The sequence below is a fragment of the Shewanella sp. ANA-3 genome (assembly GCF_000203935.1).
Lineage (GTDB): Bacteria > Pseudomonadota > Gammaproteobacteria > Enterobacterales > Shewanellaceae > Shewanella.
Genome location: NC_008577.1, coordinates 3396583 through 3420995, shown reverse-complemented (window position 1 = coordinate 3420995; position 24413 = coordinate 3396583). Strand labels below are relative to the sequence as shown.

22 protein-coding genes are annotated in these 24413 nt (G+C 49.5%); 10 read left to right on the top strand and 12 right to left on the bottom strand.

Annotated elements, in window-relative coordinates:
• Nucleotides 1-75 precede the first annotated feature (75 nt).
• The gene (locus SHEWANA3_RS15045; RefSeq protein WP_011626751.1) at nucleotides 76-639 is read left to right on the top strand and encodes an alkylphosphonate utilization protein; all 564 of its coding nucleotides are present in this window, start codon (nucleotides 76-78) and stop codon (nucleotides 637-639) included.
• A gap of 81 nt (nucleotides 640-720) precedes the next feature.
• Here the strand turns inward: SHEWANA3_RS15045 and SHEWANA3_RS15040 are convergent, their stop codons facing one another.
• Nucleotides 721-1917, bottom strand: coding sequence for a cyanate transporter (locus tag SHEWANA3_RS15040; RefSeq protein ID WP_011717730.1), 1197 nt, complete (start codon nucleotides 1915-1917; stop codon nucleotides 721-723).
• A gap of 166 nt (nucleotides 1918-2083) precedes the next feature.
• Between SHEWANA3_RS15040 and SHEWANA3_RS15035 the strand changes: the two genes are divergently transcribed.
• From SHEWANA3_RS15035 to SHEWANA3_RS15015, 5 genes are all read left to right on the top strand, one after another.
• The gene (locus SHEWANA3_RS15035) at nucleotides 2084-2620 is read left to right on the top strand and encodes a MarR family transcriptional regulator (protein ID WP_041412698.1); all 537 of its coding nucleotides are present in this window, start codon (nucleotides 2084-2086) and stop codon (nucleotides 2618-2620) included.
• A 70-nt stretch (nucleotides 2621-2690) separates the two neighbouring features.
• Nucleotides 2691-3704 (top strand): succinylglutamate desuccinylase/aspartoacylase family protein, encoded by a 1014-nt coding sequence (locus SHEWANA3_RS15030; RefSeq protein WP_011717728.1) that lies wholly within the window; start codon nucleotides 2691-2693, stop codon nucleotides 3702-3704.
• A gap of 53 nt (nucleotides 3705-3757) precedes the next feature.
• Entirely contained in the window at nucleotides 3758-4384 is a 627-nt protein-coding gene (locus SHEWANA3_RS15025) for a fumarylacetoacetate hydrolase family protein (RefSeq protein ID WP_011717727.1), read from the top strand.
• A 4-nt stretch (nucleotides 4385-4388) separates the two neighbouring features.
• Nucleotides 4389-4997 carry a Crp/Fnr family transcriptional regulator gene (locus tag SHEWANA3_RS15020; protein ID WP_011717726.1) on the top strand — a complete coding sequence of 203 codons (609 nt, stop codon included), beginning with the start codon at nucleotides 4389-4391 and terminating at the stop codon, nucleotides 4995-4997.
• A gap of 132 nt (nucleotides 4998-5129) precedes the next feature.
• On the top strand, nucleotides 5130-5630 hold the full coding sequence (locus tag SHEWANA3_RS15015; RefSeq protein ID WP_011717725.1) for a YgjV family protein: 501 nt from the start codon (nucleotides 5130-5132) through the stop codon (nucleotides 5628-5630).
• Here the strand turns inward: SHEWANA3_RS15015 and SHEWANA3_RS15010 are convergent.
• On the bottom strand, nucleotides 5627-5869 hold the full coding sequence (locus tag SHEWANA3_RS15010) for a hypothetical protein (RefSeq protein ID WP_011717724.1): 243 nt from the start codon (nucleotides 5867-5869) through the stop codon (nucleotides 5627-5629). The two genes, SHEWANA3_RS15015 and SHEWANA3_RS15010, sit on opposite strands and share 4 nt — an antisense overlap.
• 255 nt (nucleotides 5870-6124) lie before the next feature.
• On the opposite strand from SHEWANA3_RS15010, the gene SHEWANA3_RS15005 reads away from it, so the two are divergent.
• Entirely contained in the window at nucleotides 6125-6934 is an 810-nt protein-coding gene (locus tag SHEWANA3_RS15005; RefSeq protein ID WP_011717723.1) for a hypothetical protein, read from the top strand.
• 124 nt (nucleotides 6935-7058) lie between these two features.
• Entirely contained in the window at nucleotides 7059-7469 is a 411-nt protein-coding gene (locus SHEWANA3_RS15000) for a DUF3224 domain-containing protein (protein ID WP_011717722.1), read from the top strand.
• Between the two features lie 164 nt (nucleotides 7470-7633).
• Here SHEWANA3_RS15000 and SHEWANA3_RS14995 read toward each other — a convergent pair whose 3' ends face one another.
• The 3 genes from SHEWANA3_RS14995 to SHEWANA3_RS14990 form a co-directional block, all read right to left on the bottom strand.
• Nucleotides 7634-8182 (bottom strand): BON domain-containing protein, encoded by a 549-nt coding sequence (locus SHEWANA3_RS14995; RefSeq protein WP_011623427.1) that lies wholly within the window; start codon nucleotides 8180-8182, stop codon nucleotides 7634-7636.
• Nucleotides 8183-8284: 102 nt separating this feature from the next.
• Entirely contained in the window at nucleotides 8285-8446 is a 162-nt protein-coding gene (locus tag SHEWANA3_RS23630; protein ID WP_166485358.1) for a hypothetical protein, read from the bottom strand.
• Nucleotides 8447-8453: 7 nt separating this feature from the next.
• Entirely contained in the window at nucleotides 8454-8930 is a 477-nt protein-coding gene (locus SHEWANA3_RS14990) for a hypothetical protein (RefSeq protein WP_011717721.1), read from the bottom strand.
• A gap of 253 nt (nucleotides 8931-9183) precedes the next feature.
• On the opposite strand from SHEWANA3_RS14990, the gene SHEWANA3_RS14985 reads away from it, so the two are divergent.
• Nucleotides 9184-10593: a sigma-54 dependent transcriptional regulator gene (locus SHEWANA3_RS14985; RefSeq protein ID WP_011717720.1), complete on the top strand. Its 1410-nt coding sequence runs from the start codon at nucleotides 9184-9186 to the stop codon at nucleotides 10591-10593.
• Between the two features lie 85 nt (nucleotides 10594-10678).
• On the opposite strand, the gene SHEWANA3_RS14980 is transcribed toward SHEWANA3_RS14985, so the two are convergent.
• Both SHEWANA3_RS14980 and SHEWANA3_RS14975 read right to left on the bottom strand, forming a co-directional pair.
• On the bottom strand, nucleotides 10679-12376 hold the full coding sequence (locus tag SHEWANA3_RS14980; RefSeq protein WP_011717719.1) for a diacylglycerol kinase family protein: 1698 nt from the start codon (nucleotides 12374-12376) through the stop codon (nucleotides 10679-10681).
• A gap of 154 nt (nucleotides 12377-12530) precedes the next feature.
• Nucleotides 12531-12725, bottom strand: coding sequence for a hypothetical protein (locus tag SHEWANA3_RS14975; protein ID WP_011717718.1), 195 nt, complete (start codon nucleotides 12723-12725; stop codon nucleotides 12531-12533).
• 177 nt (nucleotides 12726-12902) lie between these two features.
• Here SHEWANA3_RS14975 and SHEWANA3_RS14970 point away from each other — a divergent pair, with 177 nt between their 5' ends.
• The gene (locus SHEWANA3_RS14970) at nucleotides 12903-14516 is read left to right on the top strand and encodes an IS1634-like element ISShes12 family transposase (protein WP_011715680.1); all 1614 of its coding nucleotides are present in this window, start codon (nucleotides 12903-12905) and stop codon (nucleotides 14514-14516) included.
• Here SHEWANA3_RS14970 and SHEWANA3_RS23250 read toward each other — a convergent pair.
• From SHEWANA3_RS23250 to SHEWANA3_RS14945, 5 genes are all read right to left on the bottom strand, one after another.
• On the bottom strand, nucleotides 14484-14651 hold the full coding sequence (locus SHEWANA3_RS23250) for a DUF1328 family protein (protein WP_041412697.1): 168 nt from the start codon (nucleotides 14649-14651) through the stop codon (nucleotides 14484-14486). The genes SHEWANA3_RS14970 and SHEWANA3_RS23250 overlap by 33 nt on opposite strands.
• A gap of 473 nt (nucleotides 14652-15124) precedes the next feature.
• Complete coding sequence (locus SHEWANA3_RS14960) at nucleotides 15125-15553, bottom strand: helix-turn-helix transcriptional regulator (RefSeq protein WP_011717717.1); 429 nt, start codon at nucleotides 15551-15553, stop codon at nucleotides 15125-15127.
• Nucleotides 15554-15724: 171 nt separating this feature from the next.
• On the bottom strand, nucleotides 15725-16039 hold the full coding sequence (locus SHEWANA3_RS14955; protein ID WP_011717716.1) for a DUF6572 domain-containing protein: 315 nt from the start codon (nucleotides 16037-16039) through the stop codon (nucleotides 15725-15727).
• A 614-nt stretch (nucleotides 16040-16653) separates the two neighbouring features.
• Nucleotides 16654-18300, bottom strand: coding sequence for an eicosapentaenoate synthase subunit PfaD (gene pfaD, locus SHEWANA3_RS14950; protein ID WP_011717715.1), 1647 nt, complete (start codon nucleotides 18298-18300; stop codon nucleotides 16654-16656).
• Between the two features lie 142 nt (nucleotides 18301-18442).
• A complete protein-coding gene (locus SHEWANA3_RS14945) occupies nucleotides 18443-24412 on the bottom strand; it encodes a beta-ketoacyl synthase N-terminal-like domain-containing protein (protein WP_011717714.1) in 5970 nt (1989 codons plus the stop codon).
• Nucleotide 24413 lies beyond the last annotated feature (1 nt).

Here is a 24413-nt window from a genome sequence, read left to right as displayed (position 1 = left end):
TCTTGCCTTCCCCCCTGCCGTGAAAAGCCAATTTATGGCATAATCCGCGTTTTATTACGCATGTAGACAGAAAAAATGACTGAAAATGAATTGCTAACTCGCTGTGGCGGCAAATGTGAACTCTGCGCAAGTGACGTCGAACTCTCTATTTATGACTTACCGGCTTCCGATGGTCATGAAAACGAGATCATGATTTGTGAAAATTGCAGCAGCCAAATCGCCGCGCCGGATACCATGGACATGAACCACTGGCGTTGTCTGAACGACAGCATGTGGAGCCAAGTCCCAGCGGTTCAAGTGATGTCATATCGCATGCTGAAACGCCTAAGCAGCGAAAGCTGGGCGCAGGATTTACTGGATATGCTGTATCTGGAAGAGGATTTGCGCGCTTGGGGCGATGCCGAGGCGGCTGCCGCGAGCGATGATACGCCTCCGACCTTAGACAGCAACGGTGCGGTACTGAACGCTGGCGATACCGTGGTTATCATTAAAGATCTCAACGTCAAAGGCACCAGCTTTGTCGCAAAACGCGGCACAGCGGTTCGCAATATCTCGTTGACCAACAATCCAGAGCATATCGAAGGCCGTGTGAATGGCACTCGCATCGTGATCCTGACCTGCTTTGTGAAGAAGTCTTAATCGACTCGCGTTTAAGCTGTTAGCTTGATACCTGAACCGCCCAATTTTTACAAATTGGGCGGTTTTTTATGTGCTTAAATCCTAGGCTATCACTTGTCGATAGTGCTGGGCATAGCCGCTCGGATTAAATTGCCGCGACAGCAGATAAGCGATGACACTCAGCGCCGCAAGTAATAACCAGGCCATATTAAAGCTTTGGAAATTATCGCGAATAAGTCCCGCTATCCAAGGTGAGATAGCGGCAATACTGTAGCCAATACCCTGCACAAAGGCGGTTAACTTACCCGCTAACAGCGGATTCTGTTGATGATCCATAGTCACAATCAAACTCAGCGGGAAAATACCACCAATCCCGAGTCCCGCCAGTGCGGCCCAGAGGAATATCGACACCTGTGGAGCGAGGGCGAATCCCATAAAACCAATGAGTTGCAACAGACACAGTAAGGCAATAATCGCCCGTCTATCCGTCGATTTGCTGGCAAGCCAAGGAAAAACTAAGCCTGCGATCACTTCCATACTGGTGAGGAAGCCTAAGGCTAATCCTGCCTGGGTTTGGCTATAACCTAACTCGATGGCATAAGGTGCTAACCAGGCGAGCACGCAGACATAACAACTTGTTCCTAAAGCAAAAAACAGTGCCAATAACCAACTGCGGCGATAGCGCCAAAATGAGTATTCCGCCTGTTTGTCGGTATGACTCGGCAGGGCAAGATGTTTTCGGCTGACAATCCATAGCAAGATGGCGATGAGGGCTAACCAAGTCCAATGGCCTAAGCCTGCTCGCCAGCCTAAATCGGCCGCTATAAATGGTGCGCTGCTGGCGGCCAGTGCCGCCCCGCCCATAATGGCGGTGACATATAAGCCCATCATCAACGGCGTTTTGTCGGCAAAGTTTTGTTTAATCAGAGTAGGCATTAAGGTTTGGATGAGAGCGATACCCATGCCAGCTAAAAGTGCAGAACAGATCAGCGCATTCGCCGTCTCGACCCAAAAACGCATCGCAGTTGCAATCAGCAGAAATAGCAGCGATACCGTCACAGTGTTTGCAAACCCCAAGCCTTTAGCAATCTTAAAACCAACGAAACAACCCATTCCCATGGCGAGGACTGGTAGTAGGGTGAGCATAGAGGCGAGGGCAAAACTTAAGGAGATATCCTGTTGAATACTCGGCAGTAATGGGCCAACAGAGGCAAGAATGGGGCGCAGATTAAGCCCGATAAGTAACAGACTGACGCCTATCATCAGTTGATTGCCCCTAGTGGATAAAATATGAGACATCGCATACTCCTATGCTGGGTCGAATAAAAATGGCTAACACAATCCGTTGAACAGTTTGCACTGTGAAACTGATTTAAACTTTATGAAAAGTATCTTTATATAAAGATATATGAATTCTGCGGCAAAATGGTTAGCATGTAAAGAATCTTTATGTAGAGATAAAACCATGGCAGAAAATCAATCAGCACTCGATACTCAGCAGGCACTCGTAACGTCTGAAGACGGATTGGATATCATCCTTGGGCAGTGGCAGGCTCAAGGGGTGACAGAGGATTTGGTTCCGATGGCGGTGTTAGGACGCATCGCGCGCCTGACCAAATATATGGAAAACGCCATCGCCCTGTGTCACGGCGAATTTGGCCTAGGTCAGGGGGAATTTGATGTGCTCGCGACCCTCAGACGTTCAGGCGAGCCTTATATGCTATCGCCTTCGCAGCTGTATCAGAGCATGATGTTAAGCTCTGGCGCCATGACCAGTCGCTTAGACCGACTTGAAAATAAAGGGCTGATTGCCCGTGAGCACAGTAAGGAAGACCGCCGCGCCGTGCATGTGTCGCTCACCGCAGAAGGCAAGGCGTTGATTGACGCGGCGTTGCCCAAACATATTCAATGTCAGAGCGCGTTATTGGCAGGGGTGCCTAGCGCCGAGCGCGAAATATTACAGCAGATTTTAAAGACTTGGCTTGCTCACTTTGAACGGTAATCGGCCCAGTTTTTGGGGCGAGAGACTAAGTGCCATTTGGCGTTTTTAGGGATAACATCAGGGAGTGACTATGGTAAAAAAACGCGAAGCGTTTGAAATTGAAGGCAAGCGAGTCGTTGCGGGCACGCAAATGGGGATAAAACTACCCGCCGCTAAGCTCTATACCGATACCCAACTCGATATTCACGTGGAAGTGTTCCATGGCCTCAAACCTGGCCCGACACTGTTAGTCTGCGCCGCCATCCATGGCGATGAGCTCAATGGTATTGAGATCTGCCGGCGCTTGCTTGGGCGCGTCAATCCTAAAAATCTAGCAGGCACTTTGATAGTGGTGCCCATAGTCAATGTGTTTGGTTTTATTCAACAATCTCGTTATCTCCCCGATAGGCGTGATCTCAATCGTTGTTTCCCCGGCTCGAGTAAAGGTGCACTGGCGAGTCGTTTAGCCAACCTTTTTGCGACCCAATTACTGGTGCATGCGACCCATGTGATTGATTTACATACGGGCGCAATCCATAGGGATAACTTGCCGCAGATCCGTTGTGATACTGGCGATGAAACCATGTTAGCCATGGCGAATGCCTTCGGCGCGCCACTTATCATGCACTCCAAGGCGCGCATCGTGTCGATGCGTGGCTATGCGAACCAGCAGGGCATTCCCTGTATTTTGTATGAGGCGGGCGAGGCGCTGCGCTTTAGTGAACTGGCGATTAAGTCGGGTCTTAAGGGGGTACTCAATGTGATGCGAAGCCTTGGTATGCTCAAGGGGCGAGTCAGTAACAAGGTCGCTAGTGTCAGTGCAATACGCAGTTATTGGGTTCGCAGTGAGTCCGATGGTTTAGTGAATATGAAGCTTAAACTCGGGCAGCGGGTCAACAAGGGGTATATCATCGCCCATATTGTGAGTCCGCATGGGGGCGATAGTGTGGCCATTCGCGCGCCCACCGATGGCATTATCATAGGGATCAGCAATATACCTGTGACCAACGAAGGTGAGGGCATGTTCCATATTGCGCAGTTTGAAGGGGATGAAATTGAAATTGCCAACGAACAACTCGATGAATTTTTAATGGAATACGCCTGATATTTACTGTGCCTTAGCTTTACTGCCAATAGCGTAGCGTAATGAGGAGTCAAATGAAGACTGTTAACGTCGGTGATAAACAGATTTGCCCGAGTAAGATTCTGTGTATTGGGCGAAATTATGTCGACCATATCCACGAGCTGGGTAATGACATTCCCGAAGACATGGTGGTGTTTTTCAAGCCAAACTCGGCTATTAGCACTGTGCTGCATGCTGAGCATTTAGGTGAGACGCTGCACTATGAAACTGAGCTGTGTTTTATCTATCAGCAGGGACGTTTTAGCCATGTTGGGGTTGGGCTGGATCTCACGAAGCGAGAGCTGCAAAGTAAACTGAAAACCAAGGGATTACCCTGGGAAAAGGCCAAGGCCTTCGATGGCGCGGCGCTATTTAGTCCCTTTGTCGCTATTGATGATGCCAGCGCGGCATTTGAATTCAGCTTAACGATAGACGGGGCGTTAACCCAAGCGGGTCATATTGAGTTAATGATCTATAATCCGCAGACGATTCTAGAAGAATTACAACGCTTTACTACCTTAGAAGACGGCGATATTGTGATGACGGGCACCCCAAAAGGCGTCGGCATCATTCCACCGAATCGCGTATTTAAGGTGGCCTTAGGCCTTAAGGATGCGCCACACCAAACGCCCTTGGTCGAATGTGAATGGCAAAGCCGGTAATGAAATGACTGTGCACTCTGCATCGACTCATCAGGCGGAAACTGAGCAGGCAATCCAACCCCTTTGGCAATATTTACTTGCTTTAGGGGCCGAGCCCGAGCGTTTAGCTCCGCTACTCACACAAGCAAGGGCGCTTTCATATCAGCCCGGCGAGTGCTTGTTACCCCAAGGCGAGCGTCAGCCCTTTGCCTATTTTGTGGTGGATGGCATAGTGCGCGCTTGCCACTATACCCAAGAGGGCAGTGAGCGCTGCAAGGAGTTTTACTTCGAAGGTGAGCTTTGTTTCTTATATAGCAGTTGGTTAAAGCAGGATATTGCGCCCTATCAGTTAGAAACTGTCACTGCTTGTCGGCTAGTGCAAATGCCACTTGCCGTATTAAACGAGCCAACGATGCAGCGAGTACAACTTGCGCTACTCAAACAGCAATTATTGTATAAAGAACAAAAAGAAGCCTTTTTGCTGCTCAATACACCTGAGCAACGTTACTTACATTTACTCCAATACTTTCCCCTCTGGGTTGAGCGTTTAACCCATGCCCAACTGGCTAATTATATTGGCATTACTGCGATTAGCCTGTCGCGGATCCGTAGACGTTTGCAAGATTCACTATAAACATCCAGTCAGTTAACTTAAGTTAATGCACTTTTAGGTCATCCCCTGCATGCTCCTCGGCGCTAAGTTTGAGTCGCAGCTGATGTATCGGCTTATTTTATAAGCTGATATTGATATTTAAAGGAGCCTATCTTGAGTGCTTTTACCCTGTCGCAACTATTGGTGGCGATTGCCATCGTTTTCGATTTGATGTCGTTTCAATTTAAGGCGCGTGAGCGCATCGTCGCCTGCTTATTCGTCTCGGGCATCCTAATCTCCATCCATTTTTGCTTATTAGCACAATGGACTGCCGCGGGCCTGATGGGGATTGCCACCGTGCGTTACCTCACCAGCATTTTTACTACGTCTAAAAAGGCCATGTGGGGTTTTAGCGGAGCGGCGGTGCTGATGAGCGGCTTGACCTACAGCGGGCTTGTGAGCGTGATAAGTTGTATTGGAACGCTGTTTCAAACCCGCGCCGCCTTTTGTCAGGCGGATAAAAATCTGCGCTTATTGATGATAGTCGGCACCAGTTTTTGGTTGTGCCACAATATCTTAGTTGGCTCGCCCGTGGCGGTATTGATGGAGCTGCTGTTTATTGGCAGTAATCTGGTGGGATATTACCGCCATTATTTACACGGACAATTACGTTAGATACCCGCTACAGCTTCTATATCCAGCTCTATATCGGTACAGCCCTTAGGGCAGAAAATGCCTGCGGCTTGATCGGCTTTAGCCGTCTCCGGCAAGATGACTTTGAGGGTTTGATTGCAGCTTGGACATTGCACTGGCTTGCCTTTAAAGACCCGTTTAATCAGGTTTTTCTGTTCATTAAACGAGTTTGCAGTGCTTTGGTTTAACACCGCAAAAGGGCTAGTCGATGCATTGGTCATAGGCAATCAGATCCTTAAAGGTACGGTTATATGTGGGCTATGTATTTAGCGGAAAGAATTATAGCCTGATTGGGAACGGGAATGAAAAGTCTAAATCATATATATCAGCATGTGTCCACTTGCTGAACTTAGGCTGACTAAAAGCAAAAATAAGCGGTTTTGACCTTGTCGGAAGGGGGATTTTTTGATGCTATCAGCAAGGCGGATTTTATCATAAGAGTGAAATATACCGCGACTAGGATATTGGGGGAGATAATGAGTATGTTTGTTAAATTAACGATAGCGGCGACTGTCCTTGTGCTCAGTATTCTTGCCGCGGGCATTTATCGTTTTAACATGACCAATGATGATATCTACATGGTCATGGAAGATGGTCAAGTACTGCAATACGATGAGGCCATGGCGCAGGCCGATGCAAAGGCAAAAGCCAAAGAGGCGGCATTATCTTCCAGTGAAGATGCCATCGAATCTGTCGTGCCTAGTGAGGTCAAACCGGTGGCGAATGCCTCCGAGGTGATGCTGAAACTCTTTAGTTTGAATACGGCCAATCCCTTTGAAGTGAAGCTGCCCGATAGCCAACTGCCAGTGGTATTGACGCACTTTATTAAAATCAAGCAAACGGAATTTGCGCTGGGGGATTATCAACAAGGTGAAGAAAAGGGTCGGGTATTGCTGGATTATATGCGGATCACGCCGCTTAATTTTGACCCCGCATTAGAGCCCGATACCCAAAGTGATGCGCCATTGCAGGACGATCCTAAGCAGCAAACCATGCCCTTTGTGGCGCCTTATATCGTCACGAATCAAGGTTCGGGGGTATTTTGGTACCTTGGCTTGTTTAGCTTAGATTATGCTCAAAATCGATTAGTGCACTTAGGCAGTGTGTTTATTGGCGATCGTATCGAAGTTGATAATATCGAGCCCGTGTATCCCTTTGAGGCGCCATATAAAGTCGCCATTACCTACCGTGACAGGGCGGCGGGCCAACCTATGACAGAGGAGCCTAACGTGGCGAAAACCCTTGAAGTCGGTGTGAGTGAATCGGAAATCAAAGCACTGCATTAGGTTTATATCTGGGCTTATGCTAAGTTAATTTTACCTCAGCTACGGCTGAGGTATTTATTTCACCTAGCGGCTGGGAAAGCTAAGGTTTTGGCATAAAGCATAAAATTAAAACAAGGAGCGAGTCATGGAAATGACCAAAGTCACGGGCAAATTTGATGTTAAACTCAATCCCGAGAGTGCCTATGCCACAGGTGTAGGCGGGGTGAACTTGGGCAGAATGACCTTAGATAAAAGCTTTTATGGTGAGCTTGAAGCCCGCAGCCAAGGCGAAATGCTCAGTGCCATGACGGCGGTAAAAGGCTCGGCAGGTTACGTGGCGATAGAGCAAGTCGTGGGGAAACTGTGCGGCAGGCAGGGCAGTTTTGTGCTGCAACATTTCGGCATTATGACCGATGGGCAAAACCGTTTACACCTTGAGGTTGTCCCCCATTCTGGCGCGGGTGAACTGGTTGGGTTATATGGCACTATGGCGATAAGCATCGAAAATGGCCAACATTTTTATGAATTTAGCTTCTGCCTCGAACAGGAAGCCTAAGGCACGATGAACATAACATTGCTCCAATAAAACAAAACCAGCCGAAGCTGGTTTTGTGGTTTTTGCCCGAGTGACTAATACCAACAGCTGAGTTACCAACAGCTGAGTTATCAAGAGCTGAATTAGCAAGGGCTGAATTAGCAAGGGCTGAATGGTCGGGACCATTATGAGGTTTTGACTTTGATTTTATCGACGACCTTTTTCACATCATCGGTATTTTTAGCAATGGTCAGGGCTAATTGACGCTCGGCGTCGCTAGCCACTTCACCCTGTAAGGTCACTACGCCATCGGCAACATCGACATTAATTTGGGTGCCCGATACGTCGGTCGAGAACAACAGACGGGTTTTTACGACCGTTGCGACCTTAGAGTCGGTTAAGGTCTTCACCACCTCATTGGTGCCTTCGTCTTCTTTCATCACGGTTAACTTGTTATCGACCCCTTTTACGCCATCTAAGCTTTTGATGAGCTCAGCGGCGAGCGCCTTATCGACACTGCTCTCCACTTGACCGGTTAAGGTGACATGGCCGTTTTTCACGTCGGTCATAATGTCAAAGGAGTTGAGGTTAGTATTGAGCAACAAAGTCGTTTCGGCCTTGCCATCTAGCCAAGCATCTTTGGCATCGTCTTTCCAATCCTGTGCGGCGGCCACATTTAAACTGATAGAACCGACAAGTAAGGTGGTTAAAGCTAAAGTTGTCGTGTTTTTCATAATGATATCCTCCGTTGTTATCTCGAAGGAACTAAAGCGTGAATCGTGCCAATGTTTTTATCCTACTGATTTTAAATATGATTAATTGGGTGGTGACTAATTTTAGGTGTTTGGCTTAATCGCCAAATCGGCGCTTTTTACCGACAAAATGTAAATATTACCGAGGGTGATTAAGCTTTTTGGCTTAAGTGGGATAGGCGTTAAGAATCGATAGATCGCAGGCAACAAAAACGCGGCTAAGTTGGCCGCGTTATTGGATGGCATTGCTGTCTTACAGGGCTTGGCTACGCAGGTGTAGGGTATCCAAATGGATTTGTAGCCAGGCAATATCCTCGGCCAATTGGCTGATTAACCTTGGGTGATTGGCCTTTTTAATTAACTGTTTGAGGTGATTAAGGCGCTGACGCTCAAGCTCGCAGAGCACGGCGAGGGCATCGGCGAGTTGTTGTTTAATAAGTAAAGCATCGACATCGGCATAGGGCCGAGTCTGCGACGGCGGCACTGAGTGCGCGCCAATGTGCGAGCCCATTTGTTGTAATGTTTGGGCGAGCAGTTGCCTAAATCGCGCCAGCATCCCTTGATACGTCTTGATTTGGGCAATAAAAATGCGTTTTAGGCTGTAGTCATCGACAGTGGTATTGGCCCGAGTATAAAAGTCCACGCCGGTTTGGGTCAGCTCGATTAACTCATTAACCAGCTTAATATCGGCGCTCAACTCGGTCTGATGTTGCGCAACATTAGACGTCATAACGACCTCCTGTGGTAGTTTGGGCTGCTCCGCCGACACGGATTGCCCAACATTTTATGGAAATTTCAGTTTCATTCAGCTTCTATGCATATTTCGTTCACTTTTTAATGATAAGTTAATGGCTTGATTTAAATGATGATATTTATCCATTGTCGCCAGTGCCTCGCTTATTATCGGCAACTCTTACCGTTGAGATTGTTAAAATTTCACGGCTGGCATACAGTGGTGCTTCATTCACAGGGAGTGGCACAAGATGATCCGACCAACGCTTTTCTATCATCTACAGGACTTCGAGACCGAGCAGGCATTAGTACAGCTCGAGGGCGCGCAGACCTACAACAAGCTACGCAGTACCGATGATTTATCTTGGATTAGTCAGCTGGAGGCCAATCGTATCGATGTGGCGATCATTGAGCTGCCCCGTCTAAGCCGTGAAGATTACTTAGCCTTACTCGAGTCCAGCGCCATTGCGGATGTGGAGTTTATTTTCCTCTCCGATGGCCTACCGAATCCTCATCTCGATAAACTCTTATCCAAATACGCGGGCTACCATTTCCGTAAGCCCATCGATATGTCGTTGCTGTGCGAAACCTTAGCGGATTTTGCCCAGCATTTGGTTGCCAACACTTCGACGCGCATTCGCCCCTTTGCCAGCGAATTAGACCAATATGGTCTGCTGGTGGGCTCCTCGTTACCTATGCACCGCTTGTATCGCACTATCCGCCGGGTGTCGGCCGCCGAGAGCAATGTGTTGATTATCGGCGAGAGTGGCGCGGGTAAAGAACTGGTCGCCAATACCATTCACTTAGCCAGCCCGCGGGTGAATAAGCCCTATATTGCGATTAACTGTGGCGCCTTGAGCCCTGAATTGGTTGATAGTGAACTCTTCGGCCATGTAAAAGGCTCTTTCACTGGCGCGAATCGCGATCATCAAGGGGTATTTGAGCAGGCCGAAGGCGGCACCTTATTCCTCGATGAAGTCACCGAAATGCCCCTAGAGCATCAAGTTAAGCTGTTAAGAGTGCTCGAAAATAATGAATATCGTCCCGTCGGCAGCCCTAAGGTGCTCAAGGCCAATGTGCGTATTGTGGCGGCGACAAACCGCGATCCTTTAGTGGCGATTGAGCAAGGACAACTGCGGGAGGATTTGTACTTTCGCTTAGCGCATTTCCCCATTCAAGTGCCGCCATTGCGGGAGCGTGGGGAAGATATTGTCGGACTTGCGAAGCATTTTCTGGCCTATCGCAATGCGGCGGAAAAACAGAGCAAAGTGTTCTCGCCCTCAAGTTTAGAGGCGATTGCGGCTCACGCTTGGCCGGGGAATGTGCGCGAGTTAAAGCATGCTATCGAGCGCGCTTATATTCTGGCGGACCATGAGATTACCCCTGAGCATTTACAGCTTACGCCCAGTTTGGATAAAGAGGCGGCTGCGGAGGAAAATGTCGTGATCCCCCAAGGTATGCGCCTTGAGGAGCTGGAAAAAATCGCCATTTACCAAGCGCTTGAAACAAGTCAGGGCAACAAGACCGACACCGCCGAGCAGCTTGGGATCAGCGTTAAAACCCTCTATAACAAGCTCAGTAAATATGAGCAGGAGTCAGATGCTCAAACTGTTGTTGATGCCGTTAGCGAAGATTCCGTTAGCAATAGCGTCGCCAAGTAGTGACCTACATAAAATGCCTGAAAATAAGCTAATGCATTGATTCAGATTTGATTCATAGGTTGATTCAGAGTTGATTTTAAAAGTGTTAGCTTATTTTGGATTCTGACTGCGGTTCAGCATTTTGCGCTTGATAGGGCACAAACACCTTCAAAGAGGCGGGCAGGATATCGATATTGAGTTCCTCCGGCTCACAAATCTCGCCATCAATCACATACTTGCATGGGGGCTGACTGCTGATCTTCACCCTTTTAGCATGGGCATGTTTCACTTTGCCCGTGTTGGCCGAGGGCGCAGAGTCGCTATTGGTGGCCTCTTTAATCCAGCCGGTAAAAGCCAGTTCAGCCAGACTGATAAGCTGTTCATTTGGCTCATTATTTGAATCTAACCAAGTGATATCCAACAAGCCGTCGGTCATATTGGGTTCGCCCTTACCTTGGGCGAGTAAGCTGGTAAAAGGTGCGGCATTGGCAACCACTAGGCTGTGGGTTTGCACTGCCATTGGGGCTTGGTCATCTAAAGTCAGCTGCAACTCGAGGTTGGTGTCGGTGTTCACCGCGCGCCACAAACCATCGAGGTAGGCGAGTTGGCCGAGGGCATTTTTACGCTCGCGACTCGCCGACTCAATCATTTGCTGCTCAAACCCAATGCCGACCAGCAGTAACACCAGCCGCTCATTGCAACGCGCCGTGTCTATAGTCTGTGTCTGGCCTTGGATAATATTATCAAGGGCTTGGGAGACGGCATTGAGCTTACTGCTTAAACCAAAGAGGGCGTGTGACAGGGCATTAGTGGTGCCTAGCGGGATAATGCCTAAGGTGATATCGGTGTCGATAATCTCCGCCGCGACCTCTGTGACTGTGCCATCGCCCCCGCAAGCGATGATGATATCGGCGCCCTGAAGTCGGGCTTTTTTCGCTTGGGTTTGGGCGCTAATCTCTGGCGTGGTGAGCGCTAACTGCACCTCAAAATAGCGTTTCAGCTCAGTGCAAATTTGTTCGCCATGGCTCTGCCATTTACCCGCGCCAGAGACGGGATTGGCGATAATCCAGGCTCGCTTATGCAGTTTGATTTCCCCTTGAGTGTACATCTGCTCCAGCGCTTTGAGTTGCCAGCGATTTAACCCTGCGGTTTTACGAATGCTTTTAATCTGTTGCAGCACCTCGGCGAAGCTGAGTTCGGGACGGCGGCACACAAGATAAGCGGCCAGCACCATTACGGAGCGCCCGCGGCCGAGCGCACAGTGGATTAATACCCGCTTTTGGGCGCGTACTTGACGGTGTAACCAGTTAATCGCCTGATTTAATTGGGCGCTAGTCGGCACGCTGTGGTCAAGAATAGGGATATTCAGATAGTCGATATGCTCTTCATACAGGGACACATCGAGGCCGTCGAATTCGGCGGTGACATCTAAAATAGCGGTAATGCCATAACGATTCAGTTTAGGTAAATCGGCAGCGCTTAAGCGGCTACCCAAGTATAGATATTTATCAATGGCTTGCATTGAAGGCACGCTATCGCGGCGCCGCGCCCAGAGATTATAGAGTCGGCATCCTAATAAAAACGGAATAAAGCCCCAGCGAATATACCAAGGGATGGAGCCATCCTGACGTTTTCTAAAAATACTGGCGAGATTAAACCAATAGGCCGAGCCGACAAGGGCGAGGGAAAGGCTGCTCCATGCCCAAATAAAGGTGAGAATGGGAGAATGCCCCGTTACGGCAAAATAGCCAAATAGCAGCGCTCCGAACAGATAGAAATACTTAATGTGGACCCTACTCAGCATTGGCATCTTCTCCATCGATAAACGGCGAGCCTCAGGGAAACCCACTTTATCGTAACCAATGTCTGTCGCGATAAAGTGGCTCTGTGGTACTCACTCGAACTGTGGTTCCCCTGATAGGCTTGTTTGCGCGACTTATTACTCTCCGTCATCCGTCCTAGCAGCGGGTATCTTTCGCTTTAACGCCTTCTTTCAGTTCTTCACAGGCATCTTCAATCGCATTGCCAGTATCTGTGATGGCTTCATCAATTTTTTCGCCTGCGTCCTCGGCGTTGTTGTCGCTACAGGCTGACAGTCCAAAGGTTAATAATAAGGCTAAAAATGCAGTGGTAATTATGGTCATAGGTTTCATATCGATTCTCCTTTTATCCAATTTAAGCGCGTGGTGCCTTGCCCTTAAGGGCGTTGACCAGCAGGGAAATCACAAGTAATACAATAAATCCGTCATTCCGCACCTAATTTTCGATTTAAAAAACTTGACGGCGATCGGTCATTCTGATCTATTACTCTCTTTTGCAGGTAATTCATCATGGCCGCTCCCGCTATCTCTATCCGTAACCTCGACCACCTTGGTTTGGTCGCTGCACTTTGCCAAGAACTCGGCATTGCTCGCATGATTGATGCGGTGCTACCCAAAACGCCGCCCTACAAAGTCTCACATGGTGAAGCGTTGGTGGCGATGATACTGAACGGTCTTGGCTTTCATAGTTCGACCTTGCACATGTTCCCGCAATTCTTTGCCAACAAGCCTGTAGAACGCCTGATTGGCCCGGGGATCTGTGCCGATGACCTCAATGATGATGTGCTCGGCCGCTGCCTTGATGCCCTCTTTGAGGCCGATGTCAGCACGCTTTATCAGGTGATGGCGGAGCAGGTCGTTGAACGATTGGGGCTCAAAAGTACTGCAGTACACCTCGATATCACCAGCTTCCACGTCGATGGCGCCTATGACCAAGCCGATGGCGAGCAGCTCGGTAAGTTGCAATTGGTACGGGGCTATAGCCGCGACCATCGGCCAGAGCTAAACCAGGTTATCCTGGAGCTTATCTGTGAAAATCAGGCCGGCCTGCCCATCTACATGCAAGCCTTGAGTGGTAATATTAATGATACCAAGGCCTTTGCCCAGACGGTACGGCGCCACTTGAGCAGTCTCAAGGCCGCGCAGGAGAGTCGTTATCTGGTCGGCGATGCGGCGCTGTATTGCGCCGACACCTTGCAACTACTGGCACAACAGCAACAGTTGTTCGTGACTCGTGTGCCTGTCACCCTCAATGAAGCCAAGCGAGCCGTGGCAACCATTGGCACCCAGTCGCTGGTTGCGCTGGGCAATGGCTATCATGGCTGTTGGCAAAGCGCCAATTATGCCGACGTCGCGCAGCGTTGGTTGCTGGTGCGCAGCGAACAGGCCAGCCACCGTGAGCAGCAAACATTAGCCAAAAACCTACTGAAAGACAGCACGCGTGAACTGAAAGCCTTCAACAAATTATGTGCCCAGCGTTTTGCCTGCGAGACCGATGCGCAGGCTGAATTAGCCCGTTTTGCTGTCAGCTTAAATCTGCTGCAACTAGAAGCAGAAGTCGTGAGTGAACCTATCTATGCAGGGCGCGGAAGGCCCCAAAAGGGTGAAATGCCGGTGAACTACCAATTTCACATCAAGGGGTTAGCCGCAAGTAGCTTGGCGCGGGTGGCTGAGGCGCGCAACCAGACAGGGGTGTTCATCCTCGCGACCAATGATCACAGTGAAACGCTCACCATGGCTGAGCTGTTGGCTACCTATAAAGCCCAGCAGAATGTCGAGCGTGGTTTTAGGTTTCTGAAAAGTCCCGAATTTTTAACCTCCTCGTTATATCTTAAAAAACCGGAACGTATCGAAGCGTTGCTGATGGTGATGACCTGTAGCCTGATGATTTATGCGGCGCTGGAGCACCGGATCCGGCAGGGCTTAGTAGAGCAGAACCGGAGTGTGGCGGACATGAAAAAGAAACCCACGCAAAAACCGACTGCGCGGTGGATTTTTTTACGCTTTGGCGGGGTGCACGAGTACCAGTTGGGAGAGGCGCCACCTCAAGTCACAGGACTCACAGTGGACCAGCAGATCATTCTCGACGTGTTAGGCGAACGGTATCGGCAAATTTATTCCTAAATCAGGTGCGGAAAGTCGGATAAATAGGAAGAAAATAATCTTTGCGATCCCCGCTGCGGCGCCAGCGATCCCCGTAAATCCAAACAGTCCGGCGATAATGGCCACAACCAGAAACATTAAGGTCCAACCTAACATAGCCACCTCCTTTGTCTTATTTCGGTTTTTCGGTCTTCTTCACTCTGTACGATTTCGTCGAGCGAGCTAGTTGAGTTCGTTGTTGAGAGCGAGTTGAGTGAGCTAGGTTACGTCTTACATCCCGTTATCACTCAATCCCGCAATAAACTCACAATGGGGATATTGCGAGCTTAATGCCAATTTTGAAGTTATTTGCTAATGTACTGATTATTATTGTAATTTTTAAATGCTGTATTGGCGAGAGTATTGGCTGATATAAGTGTGATAGGCAATTTTTACCTACGATTCGGTAAGAGTTGCAGTGGGGAAATCGAGGGAAGCAGCATAAAAAAGCCGATGTCTTTTGAGTATCGGCTTAGATTAAGGTGTTGATTGCTAGATTGATAATACGGCAGACAGTACCTTGCGGAAAGTTCTTAGCTCTTGCATCTGCACAAACGCTAACAGTCGCAATACAGCTGTGATGTGTCTTATCACTTAGGGTTTGAATGATATCTGTTAGACATTACGATAATAACTGTACAGGAAATACCATAGAGCGCACCAAGACTTCCATAATGAATCCCTGCTTCAGCGGACATAATATCTCCTGATGTAAAAGATATAGATATTCCAATATAGGCGCTCAAAATACCCACAGTTGCACCAGCTAGCCCAAACTTACAACCTCGATGACTGGATGCTAAGGTGCTGGCTGCGGTGCTATTAATATCCAGATTACTAACGTTAATATCAAAAGCTGCCGCTAGCGCTCTTTTGGATTCTAAGGAGCCAGATCCTTCACTCTCTACTCTCTGAATAGTACGAATGCTCAGTCCTGAGATTGTGGCGAGTTGATCTTGGGACCAAGAACGTTCGCTTCGAAGCTTTTTCACTAAGTCTTTGTTTATCATTTGTTCCATTTTCTAGTTCCTAATAATAATTGCAGTAGGCGAATCATCATCTAGAACCCATGATTTTAGTTATGACAACCTTACGTCAAAGCTACGACAGTAGCCCGCCAAGCCGTTTTACGCCGACAACAGTGGGAAAACATGCGGTTTTCTGCGCTAGGCTAAGGTGATACTGTTTGGCTAAGTGAAAACCTGATAACCAAACTGAATTCCTACTTGATTAATGATGTCTGTGCATTGTGATAGGAACCGCGTAGCTAATGCTGTTGGCTCATATTTGCACATAATATTAATTTTAAACTCTCTCCCACGTGAATCTGGATAGCTTTCAAATACCTCGCCAGACTCGAGAAAAGCCAAGTAGATATTAATCTTTTCCTGAAGGAGTAAGAGATGCTTATCATCCCATTCCAAATGATCTGAGATGGTTAGCACGACGACACCTTCATTATCTATTCCAATGGCGTCAATTGAATCTTGATCTTCTATGCTCATAGATATTCAACTCTAATGGATTGCGGCAAATCTCACCTTCAATAATTTGAAGTGGAAAAACTCAAGGTTATGATTTAACTGTTTATTTTTTGTTGTGATTCATTTCTATCAGAGCTGGTGCATCAGTTCAGTTCTTTGGATTTTGTATAACGAATTGTTTGTAATGTATTGAATATTAAGGCTCGATAATAAGGATTATTTGAAATAATGTGCAAAACGATACTTTTGAATGATAAAAATCCTTATTAACAAACAATGCTTTATATAAAGTTTTGGGACGATTGCATTTATCAACGTCTCCCACCCAATTTTAAATCTTGCCTCATGTATTGGATTGATTGTAGATAAGTGTTGCAGGCGAGCATTGTCACGGCAGTGGACATCGGGAAAAGGGATTTTTCCGTTGAGCCCCCAAGGATGGGTTTACGGTGTGCCACTGAAGTGACAATGCTGAGCGGAAACGGAACTCCAATCGGTTTTTGGCATTATGTATTCGATTGATTGATAGCAACCATGCCGAGCGGAAGTTGACCCATAAATGAATCAAAAATTGAAGTCAAAAAAAGCGGGTTAAGTTTTCACTTAACCCGCTCAATAAGGTTTAGCAAAGCGAATTAGCAGCGTTGCAGTGGTTTCCAGCGTTGCAAGCTGACCGGAATACTTACCCCTTGGGATAACAACAGGTTAATCCGTGCTTGATAGGCAGCGCCTTGCATTAAATGTTTCGCCAAATCGACCGCATTGCGCTCGCGGTAATCATCTAAATAACTGCCTTTGGCCCAGGCATTAAAGGCGCCGAGGGCGGGGCCTGCCCAAATCTGGTAATCCATTTCGCGGCCAACTTCGCCTGTATTCGACCAGCGGCTCGAAAGACCCAAATACCAACGGAAAATCAGTGCCATTTTGCGTTTTGGGTTATCCAGCGCGCGTTCAATTTGCTTAGGATCGCGCTCATTAAAGTGCGCCACAGTACCTGCCCAAATCACATCTAGTGAGGCGCGAAACACTTGCTCTTCTAGCTTTTGTCTTTCCTCTGCCGGAATCGCCTCAATCGAGTCGTAGCGGGTGTAAATCTCATAGAGTTTATTGGCACGCATCGGGAATAGGGTGCCGCGCTTAACCACTTGTAACTTAACGCCCATTTCGAACATATCGGCGGCGGGCGCCATAGTCACATCGGCCATTTCGGTGGTGGCGAGTAACTTGCGGGTATGTTCGCTGGCTCCCGCCTCAACACAGGCTTGATTGATTGAGCCGGTGACAATAAAGGCCGCGCCCATATTGAAAGTTGCCAGCGCCGCATCGGGCGTGCCGATCCCACCACCTGCGCCCACACGGATCGGCGTTTTGTACTGGTACTTGGCTTGAATGGTATCTTTGAGCGCCAAAATGGTCGGCAATAGCGTGACCAGAGGGCGATTGTCGGTGTGGCCGCCAGAGTCGGCTTCGGCGGTAATGTCATCGGCCATGGGCACAGATTGCGCCATCAACATTTGCTCTTCGCTGATAAGCCCTTCGTTCACTAATTGTTGCAGCATCTTAACCGGGGCGGGCTCCATAAACTTGGTGGCCACCTCGGTACGGCTGATTTTAGCAATCACTTTGTTGCCAATCACAATCTCGCCGTTGGCATCGCGGCTCAGACCTGCGGCGCGGTAATAGACGATTTGCGGCGTTAAGCCCAAGAAGGCCGAAGCCTCAACTGTACGCACTTGATGCTTAAGGAAGAGTTCGACACTGCCACGCTCAAGCGCTGGCTCGCTCGGGCTGTGGATCAGGTTAAAGGCGTAGGGGCCATTGGGCAATGCCGTTTGAATGCGTTTAATCGCGGCTTCAACGCGCGATGGAATTAACCCTGCCGCGCCAAAGGAGCACAGAATGCCCGCCTGACCTAAGGCGATAACTAACTCTTCCGAGGCGATGCCGTTGGCCATGGCGCCGGCGTAGTAGGCGTATTTCACCCCATGCACGCGGCGAAAATTACTGTCACCCAAGCTTTGGGTGCCAAGGGCGGGGGCGAAGGCACTCACAGGATGCAAACCATTGCTTTTGTGTAAGCTATTGCTGGGTTCTGCAAGACCCACCACCTCGGCGCTTTGGGCTATGCCTAAACCTTTTTCGGCATGATTGACTAAGTAACAGGCTTGATTGAGATCTTTAAGTTTTTTGCCAAGGGAATCGATATCGAAACTGATGGCGGCTTCATCAACCTGCCATGGCCAAGGACTGAGCTTTTTATTATCGAGTGTGGTATTCGTCATTTGGGCTGTTCACTTTTGGGTGTTTGGGGCCTGAATTTGTTTGCCGCAGTGGGGCTATTCCCTTGCACTGCGGTAGTCTATTGTTCTGAAACCAATTGTTCTTAAGCTAACTGTCGTTAATGCTGCAATGTAGGTGCCAGCGCTATGCCTCTTCGATGCAGATTGCGATATCGGTTACCTCATAAATGCGCAGGCCATCCTTACTCAGGTTGGCATCGCCCTTGATGATGCGTTTACCGTCTTTATCTTCAATGCTGGTGATATGCACATCCAGCGACATCTGTTTGTTTAATGGATTAATTTGACCGCGATACTTCCATTTTATTTCTGACAGAATTTGGCCAAATTTCGGATTATTAAAGCCTGCACCTAGGTCTTGGTCTATGGCATAGGTTTGCAGCAGTTCGATAATCGCCTCGACGCCGAGGGAGCCTGGCATCACAGGATCCTGATGGAAATGGAACTGGAAGAACCAATCGCTCGGATCAATAGTGCGCTCGGCGTACAAGTATCCCAGACCCTTCTTACCGCCAGTTTTTACAATCTCAGCCTTGTCGATAAAATTCAGCTGACCACCCGCGAGGCGGTAGTGTGGCTTGCCCAGCGGCGCCACAAAACTGCGGCCGTTTTTATCTAACAGATTGATTTGGCTGTCGGCTTTAATACCGCGCTCAAGGTGCCAAGCTTGGGTAATTTTACCATTGTCGATACCCAACTGGTTTTTAAGCGCATCGGCCTTAAAGTAACCGAAAACCGCATTACCACGGTAGAAGGGCTCGCCATCGCAGCTCAGTTCGAAACTAAAGTTTTGAATGATATTGCTGCCAGCAATCACGGTGGACAGTAGGCGCGAATCGTTGACTATGGTCTTACCGCGTAAATCCACTTCGCGCAGTAACTTGCCACTGCCGTCGAGGTTGCGGAAGAATAACTCCTGCCCCGGGAAGCCTAAGGTCGTACCCATATAACCCGAGATAAAGCCATTAGGTTGCAGGGAAATTTCCATCAGCACAGAGTAAGGCATCACGCTTGGGTGACTGTTTTTAGCGTAATACCAAACGTTGCTGGGCACTTCATACTCGGCAATACAGGAGGATGGCTTTTTCAGCTCGCCACGCTTGCCCTCAATGGCCACCACTCGGGTGGTGAGTTGCAGATCGCCACAAGGCGTGCGCGGCGGGATTAAGCCACGGTAAATACTAAAATCGGGGCCGAAGCAGTTTTCAATATCGCCGGTGGCAAACTCAAACAAATGATAGGGCGTAAACGGCAGGGTGTCGGGCACGCGGTTGGCGTACTTAGAGCCTGTTGGCGCAATTGGCGCACTCACATGTTTAAGCGGCACAACGCCTTTATTCAGGGGAGCTGCAACATCAGGGATTTGCGCCATCAGTGGCGCTTGTTCCGCTTGGTTGTCGATATTTGCTGCTTGGGGAGCATTACTCTGTGAGGAATGGCTTTGCGAATAACCGCTCTGCGAATAGCGGGTGCAATCTGCTTCTTCTTTAATCATCACCCCGAGGTTTTGGAAATCCACCACCACTTTGCCATTGAGCAGGATATCGATATTCGCCTTGGCATAGGGGCGAGGGCTCATGCCAATTTCGGTGACTTCCATGCGATAGGTGAGTGTGCCAGATTGTGGCAATACCTGACCGCGGCAGCGTACTTTTTGCGATGCGTTTTCAAGGGGTTGGAAACGACCGTTCGTGACGCCACCTGCTTGTGTATTTGCGTGCATACCAATATGCAACATAAAGAATTGCAGTAACTGGCCACAACCTTCGGCCATGAGGGAGCCGGCCATCACTTGGTCGCCCTTGAAATGGCAAGGGAAATACCAATGGTCGGGGGCTAATTGCTTGTGACCTTCAATCAAGCCTAAGCCCCAGGCGCCGCCATGCACTTCGAGCTTGCTGACTTGCTCGATCATCAGGAATTTTTCCGAGGCGAAGCACAGTGAAGGCTGGAGGCCAAACTTTGCTTGATGGGCCGCATGTTCACCGCCGAAACAGCCGCCAATGTCGGCGCTCAGCAGGCGATGGATTTGGCCGTAGCTGAAGGCCGTTTGCGCGCAGTTAAGTAGCGGTGTGAAGCGCGGCTTATTGCCGTTTCGGGCATATTCATTGGCCAGTGCAATTTGTGCCTGCTCCCTTGCCTTAATTTCGGCCTCGGTGCGGATCACCCCTTTGCCATCGGCCAGTTCTTTATCGGTAAAGAATCCCGCGCAGCCGCCGTCCATCTTGAGGATCAGCTTATCGCCCACGAAGCATTCGTAGGAGAAGAAAAACAGCAGGGTATCGCCATTGCGGGCAAAGTGGTTGATGGAGATATCATAGCGCAGGGTATCACCGCCGCGGGGCAGATCCCCAAGGAAGGTGAGGGTGCAATCTAGTAGGCGGTAGACGCGCTCGCCTTTGTTTTCAAAATCGATACCTAAGTAACTGATCAGCATTAAGTCGCATTGGCCCGATTCGACTGCCACCGCCCAAGGAATTTGGCCATCGACCAAGAAGGGCGCATCCACGGGAATGTCGTACTCAGTCGTCATAGTGCTCGGCTGATAGCGATTCATTTGCGCGTTGAGCTTAGTCACCCGCGAGACCAGCAGATAATCCGAGGTTGGCAGACGCACGCGGCGTGTGTAGCTGTCGATAATGGCGTAATCGGCGCCAAAGACCTTGGCAATGTCACCCTCGGCGTATTCCACCAGATCCTGATAGTTCCAAATGCAGGGCTTAGCCGCAGGAATGGGTGGCGTATAGGGAGCGACATTCGCGTGATCAGGTTTTAACTCTGGTTTTAATTCTGATTTTAGTTCTGGGACTGATACAGCTTGCTGCGCAGCAATGGGAGCGGTATTGGCGCTGCTGGCAACATGGGGTGTAACAGAACCCATTTGTGTTGTTTGGGATAATTGCGCTTTTAACAGCGCATCGGCCAGTTTGAGCCCTTGCTCACGGCTCTGTAAAAAGGCTAAGTGCGCCTCGCGGGCCAATTGCTGGTTTTGCAACAGTTGCTGGTTTTGTAACAGTGCCGCGCTATCCTGCGACGCCCTATCCTGCGCCAAGGGAGCCGCCGGATATTGGTGTGGTGCGTTAGATGACATACCGCTCTCTACTGCTAATGGTGTGGCAAATGGGGTGACGTTTTCTGCCCTGATATCAAGTGCTGCTTGTTCTGCGGGCTTAGTTTGTGTCGCATGCGGTGCGACAGGCTGCAACTGGCGCATTTTGCCTTGGATGGCGGCAAGTGCGGGCAGTGGTGTATCCACAATATGTTGATAGATATCGCGGCCACCGAGCGTCACTGGTTTGATTAAATGCTTTTGCTCACTTAGGGTTAAGTCCTGCTCAAGGCGCTGTTCTAGCTGTGCCGCCTGCGTTGCAGTCTGGCTTAACAGCAGCAGCGAGCTCACGCCTTGGCTTTGGGTAGAGACTAATGCCTGTTTATCGGCGTTTTTATCCGTACCCGCAGCCCTGTTCTTTAGGCTTAACAGGGCTCTCAAAAGACTGGCCATACCCGCAGCGGCAAAGCTATGGCCAAGGGTATTGGCGACTCGGCTGCATGGCGTCCCCATAAGATTAAGCTGCGCTAATAGCTGCTCCGCTGGCAGTCGCTCTTCTGGGGCAATACATTGCTCAACCATATGAATGGCAGCGGGCACTGAAGGATTGGCGATAGCCGTTTCGGTTATCAACGAATCAAGCAGCTTTGGCAGCTGATGATGTGTGCCAAATGCTTGACCACGAATTTGGCCGTAGCCCTTTTGAGAACTGTTACTCGCTTGTTGACTGTTGCTCGCTTGCTGGCTGGTCAGCACGATAGCGCCCGCGCCTTCACCCACCTTCCACTGTGGATTCGTGCTGTTGGCATCGAGATCAACGGCGATTTGAGCATTTTTCAATATGATCTGTTCAATACTGCCGCTTAAATCCACGGCGGCAATCACTACACCATCGAGCCTCTCTTGGGACAGTAGGTTTTGCGCCACATCGATACAGCGGGCGACCGATTGCTCTGCGGCTGAAATGGTAAACGCCGGGCCGTTAAAGTCCCACAGCGAGGCGATGCGCGACGCCATAATATTGCCAATAAAGCTGGTGTATTGATTGAGCTTGGCGGCATCGAGCACGCTGTCCATGGCGATGGCTTCGAGGGCAAGGTATTCATCATTGGAGAGGTGAACGCCTTGCTGCTTTAAGCTATCTGCAAGTTGGGTGTGCAAATTCACGCGGCCACGGAATTGGTGCAGTTCAAGCTCAGTTTCCATCGCCACTAACACGGCGACCTTGCTGCCAGCGGTTAACTTAGCATCGCGAATGGCTTCATCGGCGACTTTGATCAGCAAAAGCTGCTGGGAGATAAGCCTGTCATCCTCATTGGGCGGCACTTTAAAGCGTAAAAAGTCAAAGTCAAACTGCTCGATATAGGCGCCTTTGGGCGCGCGATTTAGGCCAAATTGGTTAAGGATATCGGGATGTTTATCTAAGCCTTTCCAGCGGTTAGGTGGCAGCGGGATAAAGGCATCCGTTTGCGCTAATAGCGCCTTATCCAGCGCATTGATGGAGGCCAAAGGCCCAAAGTGCGACGCCATGCCGATAACGGTTAATGCTTGCTGTTGATAAACAGGTTTGTTGGCTTGCTTCTCGGCGCTGTGAATTGTTGGCTGATAGGATTCCAACAACAGATGGGCATTACAGCCGCCAAAACCAAATACAGACACCCCCGCATGGCGGCGTTCATTGCCTGTTTTATCTGGCCAAGTCTGCAACTGAGTAGGGATATTATTACTGCTAAACAATCCCTTAGGCGATGATATCGGCGCCTTAAGGTTGATACTCGCGGGCAGTTGCCCTGAGCGCATAGCGAAGATCATTTTCATGATCCCAGGCATGCCTGCAGCAGTGAGTAAATGCCCAAGGTTGGATTTAGCCGAACCTATCAGCGGCGCCTGAGTGCCGCCGAGTTTATCTTCGAAAAAACGCTCCATCGAGGTGAGCTCAACCTTATCCCCCAGCGGCGTGCCGGTGGCGTGGCATTCAATCACTTCGATATTGCTCGGATGCGTATTGGCAGCGGCATAGGCACGCTCGAAGGCCTGCACTTGGCCCTTACTGTTGGGGCTTAAGACAAATTGGCCTTTGCCATCGTTCGATAAGCCAATACCACTGACCACGGCATAGATATTATCGCCATCGCGCTCGGCATCCTCTAAACGCTTAAGCACTAATACGCCTGCGCCTTCGCCTGCGAATAAGCCTTTGCTATTGCTATCGAAAGGCGCCGAAATCCCATGGTCTGGATAGGCGTGGAAAATCGAGAATCCCATATTGATAAAGAAGGGATCGGCGCCCGATATCGCGCCCGCGAGCATCATATCGGCCTTGCCCGTAGTTAAATAATCGCAGGCCAATTTGAGGGCATAGACAGAGCTGGCGCAGGCGGCATCGAGGCTGAGCTGTGCACCGCCAAGGCCGAGGGCATCGCTTAACAACTTAGACGCCGTGTGGGCGATGGCGCCATTGGCGGCCTGTTGCGTGCCCGCAATCAAACCATTAGCGAAGGGCGCGAGGGCAAATTCGGGTTGGTTAAGCTTGGTTTTTAATGCCTTTTCAACCGCTTGATGGTAAATCGGTAAAAACAGTTCATTGGAGCTTGCGGTCGGGAACGACAGCGTGCCCATCACTATCCCTGTGCGTTCAAGCAATGGCGCCGTTAAATCCACACCCGCATCCAGCAGGGCTTTTTTACTGCAATCTAATGCCCATAAAAAGCTTTCATCGAGTCCCTCAAAGGCCGTCGGCGGCAACTGATAACCCTGTGGGTCAAAATGAAAGTTGCGGATATAGCCGCCCTTATCGCAATAAAAACGGTCGGCTTGGCCTTGAACACCTTGGTAATCTGCTGGATTGGCATTGAGTTTGGCCGCATCGATTTGGCTGCGGGAATCTTTTTTATCCAGCAGATTTTGCCAAAACTGCTCCGGTGTGTCGGCATCGGGATACTGAACGGCAAGGCCGACGATGGCAATCTTTGGCATCGCCTTTGAGCTTTGGCGCTGGTCGTTTGGCACAGCGGTGCTGTCTTGCTGAGTAGGGTGAGCATGCATT

Coding starts and splice junctions, on each gene's coding strand:
- SHEWANA3_RS15045 (WP_011626751.1), top strand. CDS start 76: ATGACTGAAAATGAATTGCTAACTCGCTGTGGCGGCAAATGTGAACTC.
- SHEWANA3_RS15040 (WP_011717730.1), bottom strand. CDS start 1,917: ATGTCTCATATTTTATCCACTAGGGGCAATCAACTGATGATAGGCGTC.
- SHEWANA3_RS15035 (WP_041412698.1), top strand. CDS start 2,084: ATGGCAGAAAATCAATCAGCACTCGATACTCAGCAGGCACTCGTAACG.
- SHEWANA3_RS15030 (WP_011717728.1), top strand. CDS start 2,691: ATGGTAAAAAAACGCGAAGCGTTTGAAATTGAAGGCAAGCGAGTCGTT.
- SHEWANA3_RS15025 (WP_011717727.1), top strand. CDS start 3,758: ATGAAGACTGTTAACGTCGGTGATAAACAGATTTGCCCGAGTAAGATT.
- SHEWANA3_RS15020 (WP_011717726.1), top strand. CDS start 4,389: ATGACTGTGCACTCTGCATCGACTCATCAGGCGGAAACTGAGCAGGCA.
- SHEWANA3_RS15010 (WP_011717724.1), bottom strand. CDS start 5,869: ATGACCAATGCATCGACTAGCCCTTTTGCGGTGTTAAACCAAAGCACT.
- SHEWANA3_RS15005 (WP_011717723.1), top strand. CDS start 6,125: ATGAGTATGTTTGTTAAATTAACGATAGCGGCGACTGTCCTTGTGCTC.
- SHEWANA3_RS15000 (WP_011717722.1), top strand. CDS start 7,059: ATGGAAATGACCAAAGTCACGGGCAAATTTGATGTTAAACTCAATCCC.
- SHEWANA3_RS14995 (WP_011623427.1), bottom strand. CDS start 8,182: ATGAAAAACACGACAACTTTAGCTTTAACCACCTTACTTGTCGGTTCT.
- SHEWANA3_RS23630 (WP_166485358.1), bottom strand. CDS start 8,446: ATGCCATCCAATAACGCGGCCAACTTAGCCGCGTTTTTGTTGCCTGCG.
- SHEWANA3_RS14990 (WP_011717721.1), bottom strand. CDS start 8,930: ATGACGTCTAATGTTGCGCAACATCAGACCGAGTTGAGCGCCGATATT.
- SHEWANA3_RS14985 (WP_011717720.1), top strand. CDS start 9,184: ATGATCCGACCAACGCTTTTCTATCATCTACAGGACTTCGAGACCGAG.
- SHEWANA3_RS14980 (WP_011717719.1), bottom strand. CDS start 12,376: ATGCTGAGTAGGGTCCACATTAAGTATTTCTATCTGTTCGGAGCGCTG.
- SHEWANA3_RS14975 (WP_011717718.1), bottom strand. CDS start 12,725: ATGAAACCTATGACCATAATTACCACTGCATTTTTAGCCTTATTATTA.
- SHEWANA3_RS14970 (WP_011715680.1), top strand. CDS start 12,903: ATGGCCGCTCCCGCTATCTCTATCCGTAACCTCGACCACCTTGGTTTG.
- SHEWANA3_RS23250 (WP_041412697.1), bottom strand. CDS start 14,651: ATGTTAGGTTGGACCTTAATGTTTCTGGTTGTGGCCATTATCGCCGGA.
- SHEWANA3_RS14960 (WP_011717717.1), bottom strand. CDS start 15,553: ATGGAACAAATGATAAACAAAGACTTAGTGAAAAAGCTTCGAAGCGAA.
- SHEWANA3_RS14955 (WP_011717716.1), bottom strand. CDS start 16,039: ATGAGCATAGAAGATCAAGATTCAATTGACGCCATTGGAATAGATAAT.
- pfaD (WP_011717715.1), bottom strand. CDS start 18,300: ATGACGAATACCACACTCGATAATAAAAAGCTCAGTCCTTGGCCATGG.
- SHEWANA3_RS14945 (WP_011717714.1), bottom strand. CDS start 24,412: ATGCATGCTCACCCTACTCAGCAAGACAGCACCGCTGTGCCAAACGAC.